This window comes from Streptomyces sp. NPDC031497 (genome assembly GCF_055580905.1).
The window spans coordinates 129,168-146,255 of record NZ_JBVIKO010000026.1; the positions used below are offsets into that span (position 1 = coordinate 129,168).

Annotated in this window: 17 protein-coding genes; 9 read left to right on the forward strand and 8 right to left on the reverse strand. The window is 70.6% G+C overall.

Annotation, left to right across the window (positions count from 1 at the left end):
* The first annotated feature begins 105 nt into the window (after positions 1-105).
* The 4 genes from nhaA to ACZ5K7_RS38680 all read left to right on the forward strand — a co-directional run bounded on the left by nhaA (position 106) and on the right by ACZ5K7_RS38680 (position 3,339).
* Positions 106-1,494 carry a Na+/H+ antiporter NhaA gene (nhaA, locus tag ACZ5K7_RS38665; RefSeq protein ID WP_468921416.1) on the forward strand — a complete coding sequence of 463 codons (1,389 nt, stop codon included), beginning with the start codon at positions 106-108 and terminating at the stop codon, positions 1,492-1,494.
* Positions 1,495-1,629: 135 nt separating this feature from the next.
* Positions 1,630-2,115, forward strand: coding sequence for a phage holin family protein (locus tag ACZ5K7_RS38670; RefSeq protein ID WP_351713371.1), 486 nt, complete (start codon positions 1,630-1,632; stop codon positions 2,113-2,115).
* Complete coding sequence (locus tag ACZ5K7_RS38675) at positions 2,112-3,032, forward strand: alpha/beta fold hydrolase (RefSeq protein ID WP_351713369.1); 921 nt, start codon at positions 2,112-2,114, stop codon at positions 3,030-3,032. Before ACZ5K7_RS38670 ends, ACZ5K7_RS38675 begins: the two co-directional genes overlap by 4 nt.
* 127 nt (positions 3,033-3,159) lie before the next feature.
* Positions 3,160-3,339: a hypothetical protein gene (locus tag ACZ5K7_RS38680; protein WP_351713367.1), complete on the forward strand. Its 180-nt coding sequence runs from the start codon at positions 3,160-3,162 to the stop codon at positions 3,337-3,339.
* 4 nt (positions 3,340-3,343) lie between these two features.
* Here ACZ5K7_RS38680 and ACZ5K7_RS38685 read toward each other — a convergent pair whose 3' ends face one another.
* The 3 genes from ACZ5K7_RS38685 to nth all read right to left on the reverse strand — a co-directional run bounded on the left by ACZ5K7_RS38685 (position 3,344) and on the right by nth (position 6,342).
* A complete protein-coding gene (locus tag ACZ5K7_RS38685) occupies positions 3,344-4,543 on the reverse strand; it encodes a MarP family serine protease (RefSeq protein WP_351713365.1) in 1,200 nt (399 codons plus the stop codon).
* A gap of 13 nt (positions 4,544-4,556) precedes the next feature.
* Positions 4,557-5,264, reverse strand: a complete 708-nt coding sequence (locus tag ACZ5K7_RS38690) for an NUDIX hydrolase (protein WP_351713363.1) — start codon at positions 5,262-5,264, stop codon at positions 4,557-4,559.
* Positions 5,265-5,361: 97 nt separating this feature from the next.
* Positions 5,362-6,342, reverse strand: a complete 981-nt coding sequence (gene nth / locus ACZ5K7_RS38695; RefSeq protein WP_468921422.1) for an endonuclease III — start codon at positions 6,340-6,342, stop codon at positions 5,362-5,364.
* A gap of 342 nt (positions 6,343-6,684) precedes the next feature.
* Between nth and ACZ5K7_RS38700 the strand changes: the two genes are divergently transcribed.
* Positions 6,685-7,359, forward strand: coding sequence for a Crp/Fnr family transcriptional regulator (locus tag ACZ5K7_RS38700; protein ID WP_018547939.1), 675 nt, complete (start codon positions 6,685-6,687; stop codon positions 7,357-7,359).
* 68 nt (positions 7,360-7,427) lie between these two features.
* The gene (locus ACZ5K7_RS38705) at positions 7,428-8,258 is read left to right on the forward strand and encodes a nucleotidyltransferase (protein WP_468921425.1); all 831 of its coding nucleotides are present in this window, start codon (positions 7,428-7,430) and stop codon (positions 8,256-8,258) included.
* 8 nt (positions 8,259-8,266) lie between these two features.
* Here the strand turns inward: ACZ5K7_RS38705 and ACZ5K7_RS38710 are convergent, their stop codons facing one another.
* The 4 genes from ACZ5K7_RS38710 to ACZ5K7_RS38725 all read right to left on the reverse strand — a co-directional run bounded on the left by ACZ5K7_RS38710 (position 8,267) and on the right by ACZ5K7_RS38725 (position 10,852).
* On the reverse strand, positions 8,267-9,097 hold the full coding sequence (locus tag ACZ5K7_RS38710; RefSeq protein WP_468921428.1) for an MBL fold metallo-hydrolase: 831 nt from the start codon (positions 9,095-9,097) through the stop codon (positions 8,267-8,269).
* A gap of 2 nt (positions 9,098-9,099) precedes the next feature.
* On the reverse strand, positions 9,100-9,975 hold the full coding sequence (locus tag ACZ5K7_RS38715; RefSeq protein WP_468921431.1) for an NUDIX hydrolase: 876 nt from the start codon (positions 9,973-9,975) through the stop codon (positions 9,100-9,102).
* A 254-nt stretch (positions 9,976-10,229) separates the two neighbouring features.
* Positions 10,230-10,697 carry a RidA family protein gene (locus ACZ5K7_RS38720; protein ID WP_351713353.1) on the reverse strand — a complete coding sequence of 156 codons (468 nt, stop codon included), beginning with the start codon at positions 10,695-10,697 and terminating at the stop codon, positions 10,230-10,232.
* Positions 10,694-10,852 carry a DUF4177 domain-containing protein gene (locus ACZ5K7_RS38725; protein ID WP_019992579.1) on the reverse strand — a complete coding sequence of 53 codons (159 nt, stop codon included), beginning with the start codon at positions 10,850-10,852 and terminating at the stop codon, positions 10,694-10,696. The genes ACZ5K7_RS38720 and ACZ5K7_RS38725 overlap by 4 nt, the downstream gene beginning before the upstream one ends.
* 152 nt (positions 10,853-11,004) lie before the next feature.
* On the opposite strand from ACZ5K7_RS38725, the gene bagA reads away from it, so the two are divergent.
* A complete protein-coding gene (gene bagA, locus ACZ5K7_RS38730; RefSeq protein ID WP_468921436.1) occupies positions 11,005-11,982 on the forward strand; it encodes an ATPase BagA in 978 nt (325 codons plus the stop codon).
* On the forward strand, positions 11,979-13,466 hold the full coding sequence (gene bagB, locus ACZ5K7_RS38735; RefSeq protein ID WP_468921439.1) for an ATPase BagB: 1,488 nt from the start codon (positions 11,979-11,981) through the stop codon (positions 13,464-13,466). Before bagA ends, bagB begins: the two co-directional genes overlap by 4 nt.
* A gap of 238 nt (positions 13,467-13,704) precedes the next feature.
* On the opposite strand, the gene wblA is transcribed toward bagB, so the two are convergent.
* A complete protein-coding gene (gene wblA, locus ACZ5K7_RS38740; RefSeq protein ID WP_468921456.1) occupies positions 13,705-14,043 on the reverse strand; it encodes a transcriptional regulator WblA in 339 nt (112 codons plus the stop codon).
* A gap of 601 nt (positions 14,044-14,644) precedes the next feature.
* Here wblA and ACZ5K7_RS38745 point away from each other — a divergent pair.
* The gene (locus tag ACZ5K7_RS38745; protein WP_468921442.1) at positions 14,645-16,954 is read left to right on the forward strand and encodes a transglycosylase domain-containing protein; all 2,310 of its coding nucleotides are present in this window, start codon (positions 14,645-14,647) and stop codon (positions 16,952-16,954) included.
* Positions 16,955-17,088 lie beyond the last annotated feature (134 nt).

Here is a 17,088-nt window from a genome sequence, read left to right on the forward strand (position 1 = left end):
CCCGCCACACCTTAGGTAAACTAAGCAAAGCAGCGTGTTCCTCAAGGTGTGCCGGGAAGTCTGGTCGGCAAGTAGCCCCGTCCTGCCCACCGACCGGAGGTCTCCGTGCCCGCGCCCCGCACCACCCCCGCCCGCAAGGTCCTCGGCCGGCTCTCGCTGCCCGAGCGGACCATCGTGGCGGACGCGCTGCGGACCGAGACCGTCGGCGGTGTGCTGCTGCTGATCGCCGCGATAGCCGCACTGGTCTGGGCGAACGTACCGGCGCTGCACCACAGCTACGAGACCGCCGGCGACTTCCACCTCGGCCCCGGCGCCCTCGGCCTGAACCTCTCCGTCACCCACTGGGCCGCCGACGGCCTGCTCGCGGTCTTCTTCTTCGTCGCCGGCATCGAGCTCAAACGAGAACTGGTGGCCGGGGACCTGCGGGATCCCAAGGCGGCCGTGCTGCCGGTGGTCGCCGCGCTGTGCGGCATGGTCGTACCGGCGCTCGTCTACACCCTCACCAACTTCGCCGGCGGCGGCTCCACCCAGGGCTGGGCGGTGCCCACGGCCACCGACATCGCCTTCGCGCTGGCCGTGCTGGCCGTCATCGGCACCTCGCTGCCGAGCGCCCTGCGCGCCTTCCTGCTCACCCTCGCGGTCGTCGACGACCTGTTCGCGATCCTGATCATCGCGGTCTTCTTCACCGCCCGGATCGACTTCGCCGCGCTCGGCGGCGCGGTCCTGGGCCTGGCCGTCTTCTGGCTGCTGCTGAGGAAGGGCGTACGCGGCTGGTACGTGTACGTGCCGCTCGCCCTCGTCATCTGGGCGCTGATGTACAACAGCGGCGTGCACGCGACCATCGCCGGTGTCGCCATGGGCCTGATGCTGCGCTGCACCACCCGCAAGGGTGAGGAGCACTCCCCCGGCGAGCACATCGAGCATCTGGTGCGGCCGTTGTCGGCGGGGCTCGCCGTGCCCCTGTTCGCGCTCTTCAGCGCCGGCGTGAGGGTGTCCGGAGGGGCGCTCGGGGACGTGTTCGGCAAGCCCGAGACGCTCGGGGTGGTGCTCGGGCTGGTGGTCGGCAAGACGGTCGGGATATTCGGCGGGACCTGGCTGACCGCCCGCTTCACCCGGGCCTCGCTCAGCGAGGACCTCGCCTGGGGCGACCTCTTCGCGGTCGCCTCGCTCGCCGGTATCGGCTTCACCGTGTCGCTGCTCATCGGCGAACTCGCCTTCGCCGGCGACGCCGTGCTCACCGACGAGGTCAAGGCCGCCGTACTCACCGGCTCGCTGATCGCGGCCCTGTGCGCCACGGTGCTGCTGAAGATACGCAACACCCGCTACCGGCGGCTGGTCGAGGCCGAGGAGCGGGACGAGGACCTCGACGGCATCCCGGACGTCTACGAACAGGACGACCCGGCGTACCACCTGCGGATGGCGGAGATCTACGACCGCAAGGCCGCCGAGCACCGCCGGATAGCCGCCGAGAAAGCCGGGCAGGCCGCCGGGTAGGGGCCGACCAGGGCCCCCGCGGGGCAAGACGCGCGTGCCGAAGTGGCGGGCGGGGCAGGCGCGCAGGGCAACCGTCCGGCATGATCTGACGAGACGGTACAAAAGACGATGACAAGTACGCAGAGGGAGACCGCGATGAGCGCACCCGACGGCAGCCCGGTCGGTGCCGAACGCAGCATCGGCCAGTTGTTCGCCTCGGCCACGGCCGAGATGTCGGCGCTGGTGCACGACGAGATCGCGCTGGCCAAGGCCCAGCTGAAGCAGGACGTCAAGCGGGGCGCGACGAGCGGCGGCGCCTTCTCGGCGGCCGGTGTGCTCCTGCTGTTCTCCCTGCCGATGCTCAACTTCGCGCTGGCCTACGGCATTCGGACCTGGAGCCACTGGAACCTCGCGATCTGCTTCCTGCTCTCCTTCGCGGCGAACGTCCTGGTGGCCGTCGCCCTCGCGCTGATCGGCGTGGTGTTCGCGAAGAAGGCCAAGAAGGGCAAGGGCCCGCAGAAGGTGGCCGCGTCGGTGAAGGAGACGGCGGGCGTACTGCAGAACGCCAAGCCGCATCCGCGTCCGGCACTCCCCAGGGATGACGTGCCGGCCATCGAGGCTGTGGGACGCTCGTCGTCATGAGCGATCCCGCCCCCTCGGCCGTACGGCTCGAAGGCCCCTGGACACACCGGGACGTCGCGGCGAACGGCGCGCGCTTCCACATCGCCGAACTCGGCGACGGCCCGCTGGTCATGCTGGTGCACGGCTTCCCGGAGTTCTGGTGGGCCTGGCGGCACCAGCTGGTCGCGCTCGCCGACGCGGGCTTCCGGGCCGTCGCCATGGACCTCAGGGGCGTCGGCGGCAGCGACCGGACCCCGCGCGGCTACGACCCGGCCAACCTCGCCCTCGACATCACCGGCGTGATCCGCTCCCTCGGCGAGCCCGACGCCGCGCTGGTCGGACACGACCTGGGCGGCTACCTGGCGTGGACCGCGGCCGCGATGCGTCCCAAGCTGGTACGACGGCTCGCAGTCGTGTCCATGCCACACCCGCGGCGCTGGCGCTCGGCGATGCTCCGGGACCGCCGGCAGTCCGCCGCCGCCTCCTACATCTGGGGCTTCCAGCGGCCGTGGGTCCCCGAGCGGCAGCTCACCGCCGACGACGGCGCGCTGGTCGGCCGGCTGATCCGGGACTGGTCCGGCCCACGGCTGCCGGACGACGAGGTGGTGGAGACGTACCAGCGAGCCATGTGCATCCCCTCCACCGCGCACTGCTCGATCGAGCCGTACCGCTGGCTGGTGCGCTCGCTGGCCCGCCCGGACGGCATCCAGTTCAACCGCCGGATGAAGCGCCCGGTGCGCGTCCCGACGCTGCACCTGCACGGCTCCCTGGACCCGGTGGCCCGCACCCGCAGCGCGGCCGGCTCCGGCGAGTACGTCGAAGCCCCGTACCGCTGGCGGCTGTTCGACGGGCTCGGGCACTTCCCGCACGAGGAGGACCCGGCCGCGTTCTCCACCGAACTGGTCAACTGGCTGAAAGACCCCGAGCCGGATCGGTGACCGCGCCGATGCGCCCGGTATCCGGATCTGCACACCTGTTCTACGAACGGCCACATGCCCCGCGCATAGGCCGATTGAGGGCCACGCCGGAGGTTATCGACCTTGGGGCGGGGGCAGACGTCGGGGTATGGGCTGGACGCACGACTACAGTGACGCACCCCGCAACCGCCGTACGACAGGCGGTCTGAACTCCCATCGAGGAGCCGCCCCGCAGCTGCCGGGCACGGACCTCAGGGTGGGGATTCCGCACATCCTGCGCCGCCGGGCCCGCTGGGTCTCGGTCCGTCTGCGCCATACCCGCGCATGATCCCTCACAGTGCGCAGCTGTCGGTCCCGACCTGCTGATTCGCGGTACGGCCCCGGGCGATGTCCGCCTGGATCTCGTCGGCCGTGAGGGCGTACCCGGTGTCGGCGTCGTCCAGTGACTTCGCGAAGACGACCCCGTACACCTGGCCCTTGGGCGTGAGCAGCGGGCCGCCGGAGTTGCCCTGACGGACGGTCGCGTACAGCGAGTAGACGTCACGGCGGACGGTGCCACGGTGGTAGATGTCCGGGCCGTTGGCGGTGATACGGCCGCGCACGCGGGCGGCACGGACGTCGTACGACCCGTTCTCCGGGAACCCGGCGACGATCGCGCTGTCGCTGGTCGCCGCGTCCCCGGTGGAGAACGTCAGGGCCTTCGCCGGCAGGTCCGGCACATCGAGTACGGCGATGTCGCGCTGCCAGTCGTAGAGGACGACTTTGGCGTCGTACTTGCGGCCCTCGCCGCCGATCTGGACGGTGGGTTCGTCGACGCCGCCGACCACGTGCGCGTTGGTCATGACCCGGCGGTCAGCGAAGACGAAGCCGGTGCCCTCGAGGATCTTGCCGCAGCTCTGCGCGGTGCCCGTCACCTTGACGATGGACCGCTTGGCGGTGGTGGCCACCGCGCTGTTCGCGAGGGCGGGGTCGGGCGGTGAGACATCGGTGATCGGCTCGTTGGCGAAGGGGCTGAAGACCTGCGGGAAGCCGTTCTGCGCGAGGACCGCGGAGAAGTCCGCGAACCAGGTGTCGGCCTGGTTGGGCAGCGCTCTGGACACCCCGAGGAGCACCTTGGAGTTGCGGACCTCCTTGCCGAGCGTCGGCAGCGTGGTGCCCGCGAGCGCGGAGCCGATCAGCCAGGCGACCAGCAGCATCGCCAGCACGTTGACCAGCGCGCCGCCGGTGGCGTCCAGGGCGCGGGCCGGGGACCAGGTGATGTACCGGCGCAGCTTGTTGCCCAGATGCGTGGTCAGGGCCTGGCCGACGGAGGCGCAGACGATGACGACGACCACGGCGACCACCGCGGCGGTCGTGCCCACCTCGGCGTTGTCGGTCACCGCGTCCCAGATCACCGGCAGGACGTAGACGGCCACGAGTCCGCCGCCCAGGAAGCCGATCACCGACAGGATGCCGACGACGAACCCCTGGCGGTAGCCGACGATCGCGAACCACACGGCGGCGACCAGCAACAGGATGTCCAGCACATTCACGGTGGACACCCTGTCATGACCGCCAGTCGAGCGGGACCAGCTTCTCGCGGTCCCAGGAGCGCTCCCATCCCGCGTAGTGCAGCAACCGGTCGATCACCCCTGCCGTGAACCCCCACACCAAGGTCGATTCGACCAGGAATGCCGGACCTCGGTGGCCGCTGGGGTGCACGGCGGTGGCCCGGTTGGCCGGATTCGTGAGATCCGCCACGGGGACCGTGAAGACCCTCGCCGTCTCGTTCGGATCCACCACCCCCACCGGGCTCGGCTCGCGCCACCAGCCCAGCACCGGGGTGACCACGAAGTGACTCACCGGGATGTAGAGCCTGGGCAGCACCCCGAACAGCTGGACGCCGGCCGGATCGAGGCCGGTCTCCTCCTCGGCCTCGCGGAGAGCGGCCCGCAGCGGCCCGTCGGCCTTCGGATCGCCGTCCTCGGGGTCGAGGGCGCCACCGGGGAACGAGGGCTGCCCGGCGTGTGAGCGCAAGCTGCCGGCCCGCTCCATGAGCAGCAGCTCCGGCCCCTGCTCGCCCTCGCCGAACAGGATCAGCACGGCCGACTGCCGCCCCGCGCCGTTCTCCGGCGGAAGGAAGCGGCTCAGCTGGACCGGCTGGACCGTCTCGGCGGCCCGCACCACCGGGTCCAGCCACTCCGGCAGGCCGTCCTCGCTGAGCGCCACGCCTCCACGCGGATCCCCCGTGTGCGCCTTGCCGCCCTGTGTCATGGCATCCCCCGTCCTGCCCTGCTGCCCCCGTCTGCCCGTTCCAACGCCCGAAGACTCCTTGATCGTTCCGTTTCTCGCCCCTCAGAAGATCCCTAGGTCATGTCCCTGATGCGGCGCCCAGCGGCGGCGCCGGCCTGCCACCCGCGTCCAGATACGCCTGCGGCGGCCTGAGGCGCTGGCCGGGGAAGCCGCCCTTCTCGTACTTGAGCAGCTTCTTCGCCTTCTCCGGGTCGGTCTCGCCCTCGCCGTAGGCCGGGCAGAGCGGCGCGATGGGACAGACCCCGCAGGCGGGCTTGCGGGCGTGGCACATCCGGCGGCCGTGCCAGATCACGTGGTGCGAGAGGTCGGTCCAGTCGCTCTTGGGGAACAGCGCGCCGACGGCCGCCTCGATCTTGTCGGGGTCGGTCTCCGCCGTCCACCGCCAGCGGCGGACCAGGCGCTGGAAGTGCGTGTCCACGGTGATGCCGGGGCGCCCGAAGGCGTTGCCCAGCACGACGAAGGCGGTCTTGCGGCCGACGCCGGGCAGCTTGACGAGGTCTTCGAGCCGCCCCGGGACCTCACCGCCGAACGACTCCACCAGGCCCTTGGAGAGCCCTATCACCGACTTGGTCTTGGCCCGGAAGAAGCCGCACGGCCGGAGGATCTCCTCGACCTCCTCCGGGTTGGCCTCGGCCAGCTCCTCGGGGGTGGGGTACTTCGCGAAGAGCGTCGGGGTGGTCTGGTTGACGCGCAGGTCGGTGGTCTGGGCGGAGAGCACCGTGGCGAGCAGGAGCTGGAAGGGGTTCTCGAAGTCCAGCTCGGGGTGGGCGTAGGGATACACCTCGGCGAGCTCGCGGTCGATCCGGCGGGCACGGCGGACCAGCGCGGTGTGCGACTCGGGCTTCCAGGCCACCTGCGGCTTCTCGGCAGCGGCCTTCTTGGACGCGGCGGCCTTGGACGCGGGCCGCTTCGAAGCCGTCTGCCCGGCCGCGGTCTTCGCCGGTGCCGTCTTCTTCGCCGCGGCCTTCTTCTGCGCCGCCTTCTTCGTCGCGACCGGAGTCTTCGCGGCCGGAGTTTTCGCGGCAGCCACCTTCTTCACGGCTTTTGCCTCTTTCGTCGCCTTTTTCGGCTCACCAGGGGCAGCATCGGACCCCTGTTCGCCCACGGCGGAATCACGACGTACAACCACCCGTCCAGCTCCCTTGGCCTGTGCTCTCACCGGCGATTTGGACACCCGGCCAGCCTAGAGCCCGGCACCGACATCCGCCCCGGACCCGGAAGATCAGCCCCCGATTGGACCCCTGCCGCTTACCTCCGGAGACCTGTGCGGCATCCTTGTGACAGATCACACTGTTTGAATCCTCCGGCAAAATGGGGAGCACGGTCCCCTGGTACCAAGGGGGAGCAAGATCCCCTGAGCAGGTCGACAAGGAGAGAACTCGTGGACGACGTTCTGCGGCGCAACCCGCTCTTCGCGGCGCTCGATGACGAGCAGTCCGCGGAGCTGCGTGCCTCCATGAGTGAGGTGACCCTCGCACGTGGCGACTCCCTGTTCCACGAGGGCGACCCGGGTGACCGGCTCTATGTCGTCACCGAGGGCAAGGTCAAGCTCCACCGCACTTCCCCCGACGGCCGCGAGAACATGCTCGCCGTCGTCGGACCCGGCGAACTGATCGGCGAGCTGTCGCTGTTCGACCCGGGCCCGCGTACGGCGACGGCGACGGCGCTGACCGAGGTCAAGCTGCTGGGCCTGGGCCACGGTGACCTCCAGCCCTGGCTGAACGCCCGCCCGGAGGTGGCCACCGCCCTGCTGCGCGCCGTCGCCCGCCGGCTGCGCAAGACCAACGACGCCATGTCCGACCTGGTCTTCTCCGACGTTCCGGGCCGTGTCGCGCGCGCCCTGCTGGACCTCTCGCGCCGCTTCGGCGTGCAGTCCGAGGAGGGCATCCACGTCGTCCACGACCTCACGCAGGAGGAGCTGGCCCAGCTGGTCGGCGCGTCCCGTGAGACCGTGAACAAGGCGCTGGCGGACTTCGCCCAGCGTGGCTGGCTGCGCCTGGAGGCGCGGGCCGTGATCCTGCTGGACGTCGAGCGTCTGGCGAAGCGTTCTCGGTAGTAGCCGGTTTCTGGGATCGGCGTTCGGCCTCGTCCTCAAGCGCCGGACGGGCTGATATCTGGTTCCCCATGACTGAAACAGTCGCGTCCCGGGGTCTCGACCCCCTGGGCTTCATCGAGCGCGAAGGCTCGCACGCGCGCGTGCCGCACGTTTTCCGTCCCGTGGTCGCCGCCGCCCGCGACCGGCTCCTGGACGTCTTCGGGGCACGGCTGGACAGCGCCTACCTCTACGGATCGATCCCTCGCGGCACCGCGCACGTGGGGCGCAGCGACCTGGATCTGGTGGCCGTCCTGCGCGCGGAGCCCACCGGCGCCGACCGGGACGCGGCCGGTGCCCTCGGCGAGGCCGTCGACAAGGAGTTCCCTGAGATCGACGGGGTCGGGACGCTGCTCTACTCCCGCACGCGGGTGCTCAGCGAGCTGGAACGGTACGACATCGGCTGGTTCGTGGCCTGCCTGTGCACCCCGCTGCTCGGCGAGGACCTCGCCGAGTTCCTGCCGCGCTACCGCCCCGACTCCCTGCTCGCCCGCGAGACCAACGGCGACCTGGCCCGGTACCTGCCGCGCTGGCGGCAGCGGATCGCGGCCGCGGGCGACAGCGAGGAGGCCTTGCGGCCCCTGGTGCGTTTCATGTCCCGGCATCTCGTGCGCACCGGCTTCACCCTCGTCATGCCCCGCTGGAACGGCTGGACCAGCGATCTGCGGGAGATGGCCGAGGCGTTCGCCGGCTACTACCCGGAGCGGTCCGAACAGCTGCGCCGCGCGGCCGAGTTGGGGTACGAGCCGGTCGGTGACCGCGCGGTGCTGCGGACGTATGCCGACGACCTGGGCCCGTGGCTCGCAAACGAGTACGCGCGCGTGCACGGCGTGAAGGCCCCCAGACCTGAGGGCTGGGAGTAGCTCCGGGGTCAGATCAGCCCGTGCTCGCCGAGGTAGTCCAGCTGGGCCCGTACCGACAGCTCCGCGGCCGGCCACAGGGAGCGGTCCACGTCCGCGTAGACGTGGGCGACGACTTCGGCGGGGCCGCGGTGGCCGTTCTCCACGGCCGTCTCGACCTGGGCGAGCCGGTGGGCGCGGTGGGCCAGGTAGAACTCGACGGCGCCCTGGGCGTCTTCCAGGACGGGTCCGTGGCCCGGCAGGACGGTGTGGACGCCGTCGTCGACGGTCAGGGAGCGCAGCCGTCGCAGCGAGTCCAGATAGTCGCCCAGACGGCCGTCCGGGTGGGCCACGACCGTCGTGCCGCGCCCCAGGATGGTGTCGCCGGTCAGGATCGCGCGGTCGGCCGGGAGGTGGAAGCTGAGGGAGTCGGCGGTGTGACCGGGTGTGGGTACGACCCGGAGCTCCAGGCCGCCGGTCGTGATCACGTCGCCGGCCGCCAGTCCCTCGTCGCCCAGGCGCAGCGCCGGATCGAGGGCACGCACGCGCGTGCGGGTCAGTTCGGCGAAGCGGACGGCGCCCTCGGCGTGGTCGAGGTGGCCGTGGGTCAGCAGGGTGAGCGCGATGCGCTTGCCGGCCTTCTCGGCCGTGTCGACGACGTTCTCGAGGTGGCCGTCGTCCAGCGGACCGGGGTCGATCACCACGGCCAGGTCGGAGTCCGGCTCGGCGACGATCCAGGTGTTGGTGCCGTCCAGGGTCATCACGGAGGCGTTGGGGGCCAGCACGTTGACGGCCCGCACGGTGGCGGGCCCCGAGAGGACCCCGCCGCGCGGCTGGCCGGGCAGGGCTGCTGCGTTCGTCATGCTCAGGCTCCCCCGGTCGTGAGGTCGGTCGGTATGTGCTTGGTGAACTCGTCGTGGCCCGGCCAGGTCAGGACGATCTCACCGCCCTCCAGGCGGGCGCGGGCCAGCACCGGCGTCATGTCCCGCGCGGGCGCCGCCGTGAGCGTCTCGGCGGCCGTGGCGTACGACGTCAGCTGGCGCAGGGTCGCGATGGTGGGCGGCATCATCAGCAGCTCGCCCTTGTCGTAGCCGGCGGCCGCCTCCGCCGGGCGGATCCACACCGTGCGGTCGGCCTCCGTGGAGGCGTTCCGGGTGCGCTGGCCCTCCGGGAGGGCGGCGACGAAGAACCAGGTGTCGTAGCGCCGGGTCTCGAACTCCGGGGTGATCCAGCGTGTCCAGGCGCCCAGCAGGTCCGAGCGGAGGACCAGGCCCCGCCGGTCCAGGAACTGGGCGAAGGACAGGTCACGGGCGACCAGGGCCGCGCGGTCGGCCTCCCAGTCGTCCCCGGTGGTGTCCCCGACCACGGAGTCGGCGGCCGGGCCCGCGAGCAGGACGCCGGCCTCCTCGTACGTCTCCCGCACGGCAGCGCAGACGATCGCCTGGGCGCCCGCCTCGTCGACGCCGAGCCGCTGCGCCCACCACGCGCGCGTGGGGCCCGCCCAGCGGACCTGGTGGTCGTCGTCACGCGGGTCGACACCGCCGCCGGGATACGCGTACGCGCCTCCGGCGAAGGCCATGGAGGCGCGTCTGCGCAGCATGTGGACCACGGGGCCGCCAGGGGTGTCCTTCAGGAGCAGGACGGTCGCCGCGCGCTTCGGGGACACCGGTACGAGGGTGCCCTCCGCGTGCGCGCGGATGCGGTCCGGCCACTCCGGGGGATACCACTGTCCATCGGCCATTACCGGAGGCTATCCCGTGGGGAGCGAATGTTCGAGAGGGGCTCCGGGGCACCCGGAGGTGCCACGGGGGCGGCCGGAAGCGGTCACGTCGGCGGCCGGACGCCGTTCACAGCAACAGCCGGGTGCGGCTACGGCGGCGGCCGGCCGGACGCGGCCACGACGGCAGCCGGACGCGGTCGCGCCGGCAGCCGGATGCCGGATGCCGTTCACAGCAACAGCCGGATGCGGCTACGGCGGCGGCCGGCCGGACGCGGTTACGGCAGCAGTTCGACCTGGACCTCGACCTCGACCGGTGCGTCCAGCGGCAGCACCGCGACGCCCACCGCGCTACGCGCGTGCACGCCCTTGTCGCCGAGGACCTCGCCGAGCAGCTCGCTGGCGCCGTTGATCACACCGGGCTGGCCGGTGAAGTCGGTCGCGGAGGCGACGAAGCCGACGACCTTCACCACGCGCGCGATGCGGTCCAGGTCACCGGCGACGGACTTCACGGCGGCCAGGGCGTTCAGCGCGCAGGTGCGGGCCAGTGCCTTGGCCTCCTCCGCGGTGACCTCGGCGCCGACCTTGCCGGTGACCGGGAGCTTGCCGTCCACCATCGGCAGCTGGCCGCTGGTGTAGACGTACGCACCCGACCGGACGGCCGGCTGGTAGGCGGCGAGCGGCGGGACGACCGCCGGCAGCGAAAGACCGAGTTCGGCCAGCTTGGCCTCGACGGCGCTCGTCACGGCTTCTCCCGCTTCAGGTAGGCCACGAGCTGTTCGGGGTTGTTGGGCCCGGGCACGACCTGGACGAGCTCCCAGCCGTCCTCGCCCCAGGTGTCCAGAATCTGCTTCGTGGCATGGACGAGCAGCGGCACGGTTGCGTATTCCCACTTGGTCATGGGGCCGACTGTATCCGCTGTGACGGACGGGACACGTGGCCGACTGCCGGGCCGGTCAGGGCGGTCGGCCACCGGCTCCGGCGGCCCACCGTACGCACGGTTGTCCACAGCCTCCCGCGTGAGTGTCCGGCCGACTGGTTAGTCTCGAAGATGTGAGCAGGCTCCAGGTCGTCAGCGGCAAGGGCGGGACCGGAAAGACGACGGTCGCCGCCGCACTCGCGCTGGCCCTCGCGACCGAGGGGAAGCGGACGCTTCTCGTGGAGGTCGAGGGTCGGCAGGGCATCGCCCAGCTCTTCGAGACGGAGGCATTGCCCTACGAAGAGCGGAAGATCGCGGTCGCGCCGGGAGGGGGTGAGGTCCATGCGCTGGCCATCGATCCCGAACTGGCCCTTCTGGACTACCTCCAGATGTTCTACAAGCTCGGCGGGGCCGGCCGGGCCCTGAAGAAGCTCGGCGCGATCGACTTCGCCACCACCGTCGCGCCGGGGCTGAGAGACGTCCTCCTGACCGGCAAGGCGTGCGAGGCGGTCCGCAGGAAGGACAAGGCCGGCCGCTTCATCTACGACTACGTCGTCATGGACGCCCCGCCGACCGGCCGCATCACCCGCTTCCTGAACGTGAACGACGAGGTGGCCGGCCTCGCCAAGATCGGCCCGATACACAATCAGGCGCAGGCCGTGATGCGGGTGCTGAAGTCCAAGGAGACGGCCGTGCACCTGGTCACCCTCCTGGAGGAGATGCCGGTCCAGGAGACCGCCGACGGCATCGCCGAACTGCGCGCCGCGCGGCTGCCGGTGGGCCGGGTCATTGTGAACATGGTCCGGCCGGAGATGTTGGACGCGGCCGACCTGGAACTCGTACGGACGGTGCCGCGCACCGCCGTGGCGCAGGCGCTGTCGGCCGCGGGGCTGGGCGGGGCGCGGCGCGGCGGGAAGGCCGGGCAGCTGGTGGACCCGCTGCTCGCACAGGCCTCCGAGTACGCCGAGCGGTACGCGCTGGAGCACGAGCAGCGCGCGGTCCTCGCCGAGCTGGACCTGCCGCGGCACGAACTGCCGCTGCTCGCCGAGGGGATGGACCTGGCGGGCCTGTACGAACTCGCCACCGAGCTGCGGAAACAGGGGATGTCATGACTTCGGACCCGGACTCGGAGCCGACGCAGGACGGCACGCGCCGGCTGGCCCACGCGCCCGCACTCGACGTCGACGCGCTGCTGGACGACCCGAACACCCGGATCGTGGTGTGCTGCGGCTCGGGCGGGGTCGGGAAGACGACGACCGCGGCGGCGCTGGGGCTGCGGGCGGCCGAGCGCGGCCGCAAGGTGGTCGTGCTCACCATCGACCCGGCCAAGCGGCTGGCGCAGTCCATGGGCATCGACTCGCTCGACAACGTGCCACGGAAGGTGAAGGGCACGGAGGAGCGCACAGGGTCACCGCACGGCGACTCGGCCGAGGACGGCGGGCGGCGGGCCGGCGGCGAACTGCACGCCATGATGCTCGACATGAAGCGCACCTTCGACGAGGTCGTCGAGGCGCACGCGGACGCCGAGCGGGCGGCCGCCATCCTGGCCAACCCCTTCTACCAGTCGCTCTCGGCGGGCTTCGCGGGCACGCAGGAGTACATGGCGATGGAGAAGCTGGGCCAGCTGCGGGCCCGGGACGAGTGGGACCTGATCGTCGTCGACACCCCGCCCTCCCGCTCCGCGCTGGACTTCCTGGACGCGCCGAAGCGGCTGGGCTCCTTCCTGGACGGCAAACTGATCCGTCTGCTCACCGCGCCGGCGAAGCTGGGCGGCCGGGCGGGCATGGCCTTCCTGAACGTCGGCATGTCGATGATGACCGGCACGCTCGGCAAGCTGCTCGGCGGGCAACTGCTGAAGGACGTCCAGACGTTCGTGGCCGCGATGGACACGACGTTCGGCGGGTTCCGCACGCGCGCGGACGCGACGTACAAGCTGCTTCAGGCGCCCGGTACGGCATTCCTGGTGGTGGCGGCTCCGGAGCGGGACGCGCTGCGTGAGGCCGCGTACTTCGTGGAGCGGCTGGCAGCGGAGGACATGCCACTGGTCGGTCTGGTCCTCAACCGCGTGCACGGCAGCGGTGCCGGCCGGCTGTCCGCCGAGCGTGCGCTCGCCGCCGCGGAAAATCTCGAGGTCGCGGAAAATCTTGAGGAGCCCGGCATTGTGGATCAGGGTGGCGGGAAAGCTGGACTTCGTAACTCTCCCGACACGTACGGCAGTTCTGAATCATCCGCGTCCGAGTCCGAGTCCGACGGCTCCCCCTCGTCCGGACTCGACGCGACGACGACGCCCCAGGCACCTCAGGCACCCCAGGCCGACGAATCCCCCTCGTCCCAGCCCGGGCCCGACGCGTCCGAGTCCGACTCCTCCGGTGGCCCGGACCGCACCGTCGACCAGCTCACCGTAGGCCTGCTGAGGCTGCACGCCGAGCGCATGCAGCTGCTCTCCCGCGAGCAGCGCACACGTGACCGTTTCACCGCGCGCCACCCCGAAGTGGCCGTGGTGGAAGTGGCCGCGCTGCCCGGCGATGTGCACGACCTCGCGGGACTGCGGGACATCGGCGACCGACTCGCGGCCGGCCGACCGGAGCTGCCGTAGCCGTATGCCCGCAGTCGGACAGTAGGCCCGTGGCCGTAGCCGGTAGCCGGTCGGCCATAGGCCCGCGGCCGTAGTCGGTCACAGGCCTCGTAGCCGTATACCGGTAGTCGGTCACAGGCCCGTAGCCGCATGGCCGTAGTCGGTCACAGGCCCGTAGTCGTATACCCGCCTAGTCTCCGGAGGGCGTATGCCCCCGGCAGGTTCGGCGGGAAGTGCAGTCGGTGGTGCGACGGGTGATTCAGCCCACCGCCGCGAAGTTCTCGTACACCTCGTCGCTGTCGAGGGGGACGATGCCGGTCCCCCGCTCGTACTCCGAGCGCGCTGTCTCCAGGAGCCTGCGCCAGGAGGTCACGGTGGGCCGCCTGCGCAGCAGTGCGCGGCGCTCCCGCTCGGTCATTCCTCCCCACACGCCGAACTCGACGCGATTGTCCAGCGCATCGGCGAGGCATTCCGTGCGTACCGGACACCCGGTGCACACCGCCTTGGCCCTGTTCTGCGCTGCTCCCTGAACGAACAGTTCATCCGGATCGGTAGTGCGGCAGGCAGCCTGCGCACTCCAGTCGGTTACCCAGCCCATACCGGCGCCGTCCTCTCCCGAATCGAGGCTCCCCCACGGCGGCAGCGGCATATTCACCGCCGCCAGTTGAGGACGTTACGGAAGGTGGGCACAGCGCAACACCCCCTTCGGGCCCAATCTTGAATGGCCCGAACGGACTATGGGTAAGCGGCAGATCACCCGCGGGAGTGAGCTGGCGACATGCGTGATCATCCCGGCAAACCGGGACAGCTATGGTGCGCCACAACGGACGCCGGATGACACACGAGGCGGATTCGGACACGCCATCAACACATCACCCGAAAAAAAGTGGGCAGGTTCCGGAACGATTCGGGGTCGCCGGACGTATTGATACGTGGCCGCGCTGCTGTGACAGTTGAGAGCAGCTTAGGCCAAGGCCTGCGCGCGTGTCCGGCGAATGGCAAGGTAGGCCGTTCATGTCGTCGCGCCGTCGGCGAGGCGCCGCCATGCCGTCAGGCCGATCGGGCCGCGGCACACCCCGCGGCAGCGCACCCCGTACTCCTCCGGTCGCGTCGCCCCCTATGTCACGATCCGGCACTTGAACATCCCGAGAGCCACCCGCTCACGCGGAATGCTCATCCCTACGGATTAGGCTGCCCCCATGCCAAAGAAGCGCTCGGGCGGTGGTCTGTCGGCCACGCAGCAGGCCGCCAAGTTCCTCGGTGTCAGTGTGCTCGCGGGAGCCGTGATGGCGGGCATCGCACTGCCCGCGGCCGGTGCCCTGGGCCTCGCGGCCAAGGGCTCGGTCCAGGGCTTCGACGACATCCCGGCCAACCTGAAGAGCCCGCAGCTCAGCCAGCGGACCAGGATCCTCGACAGTCAGGGCAACCAGATCGCCCAGGTCTACTCCCGTGACCGCACGGTGGTGGACCTCAAGGACATCTCGCCGTACATGCAGAAGGCGATCGTCGCGATCGAGGACTCGCGCTACTACCAGCACGGCGCCGTCGACCTGAAGGGCGTCCTGCGCGCGCTGAACAAGAACGCCGTGAGCGGCGGGGTCGCCCAGGGCGCCTCCACGCTCACCCAGCAGCTGGTGAAGAACTACTTCATCGAGGAGGCCGGCGACGACCCCACCAAGGTCGCCCAGGCCACCCAGCAGACCCTCGGCCGCAAGGTCAAGGAGCTGAAGTACGCGATCCAGCTGGAGGAGAAGCTCGGCAAGAAGAAGATCCTCGAGAACTACCTGAACATCACCTTCTTCGGCGAGCAGGCCTACGGCATCGAGGCCGCCTCCCAGCGCTACTTCTCCCAGCACGCCAAGAACCTCAACCTCCAGCAGTCGGCCCTGCTGGCCGGCATCGTGCAGTCGCCCAGCCGCTACGACCCGGTCAACGACGAGGCCGAGGCCACCAAGCGGCGCAACGTCGTCCTTGAGCGCATGGCCCAACTCGGCGACATTTCCCAGGCGGAGGCCGCCAAGGCCAAGGAAGCACCGCTCGGTCTGCATGTCACCCAGCCCAAGAACGGCTGCATCACCGCCACCAAGGGCGCCGGATTCTTCTGCAAGTACGTCGAGAAGGTCTTCCTCACCGACCCCTCCTTCGGCAAGACCCCCGAGGCGCGTGCCAAGCTCTGGAACCAGGGCGGCCTGACCATCCGTACCACCCTGGACCCGCAGGCCCAGGAGTCGGTGCAGACCTCGGTCAAGGACCACGTCTACAAGGCCGACTCGGTCGCCGCGGCCGCCACCCTCGTGGAGCCCGGCACCGGCAAGATCCTGGCGATGGGCCAGTCGAAGCCGTACGGCTACAACAAGAACGAGACCGAGTACAACTTCTCGGTCGACCGGGACTACGGCGGCTCCAACTACGGCTTCCCGACGGGTTCGACGTTCAAGCCGTTCGTGGCCGCGGCCGCCATCGAGGGCGGCAAGCCGGCGACGCAGGAGTACTCGGCGCCGTACAAGATGAACTACCCGAGCCCCGTCCAGCAGTGCGACGGCAAGCAGTGGGTCAACACGGAGAACGAGCAGGTCGAGAACGAGAGCGAGTCCGAGGTCGGGCCGTACCAGATGAAGAAGGCGATGGCGAAGTCCATCAACACCTACTTCGTCCAGCTGATCTCCGACATCGGCCTGTGCCCGGTGGTCAAGATGACCGACGCGCTCCACGTCCACCAGGGCGACGGCTCGAAGCTCCCGCAGACCCCGTCCATCGCCCTCGGCGCGATCGGCCTCTCCCCGTTGACCATGGCGAGCGCGTACGCCACCTTCGCCGACCGCGGTATGTACTGCACGCCGGTCGCCATCGAGTCGATCACCCAGAAGGTCGGCAACGAGCAGAAGTCCCTGGCCGTGCCGAAGTCGACCTGCTCGCGGGCGATGAGCGAGAAGACCGCCGACACCATCAACACCCTGCTGCGCGGAGTGGTCGACTCCGGTACCGGTCAGGAGGCCGGCCTGGACGACCGCGAGAGCGCCGGCAAGACGGGTACGACGGACTCCCGCAAGAACGCCTGGTTCGTCGGCTACACGCCCAACCTCGCGGGCGCGGTCTGGGTCGGCAGCGCCAAGCAGAACATCGAGATGACCAACATCACCATCGGCGGCGTCTTCCACAGCGAGGTCTACGGCGCCGACACCCCCGGCCCGATCTGGAAGGACGCCATGACCGGCGCCCTGGAGGGCAAGCAGTCGGAGTCCTTCAACCTCATCGACATCCCGGACGAGAACGACCACGACAAGGGCAACGGCAACGGCAACGGCAACGGGGACGGCCACGGCCGCGGCGACGACACGGGCGGCCTGATCGGCGGGCTCATCGGCGGCGGCACGGGCGACGGCGGCACGACGGACGGCGCGACCACCGCGGGCACCACCACCCCGAACCCGACCTTCTCCTTCCCCGACGGCTTCATCCAGGGCAACGAGAACGGCGGGAACAACGGGAACGGAGGAGGCAGAGGCTGACCTGCCTCTGGCTTTCCTACTGTCGGTACGACGGCGGGGGGGGGGGGGGGGGGGGGGGGGGGGGGGGGGGGGGGGGGGCGGGGGGGGGAGGGGGGGGGGGGGGGGGGGGGGGGGGGGGGGGGGGGGGGGGGGGG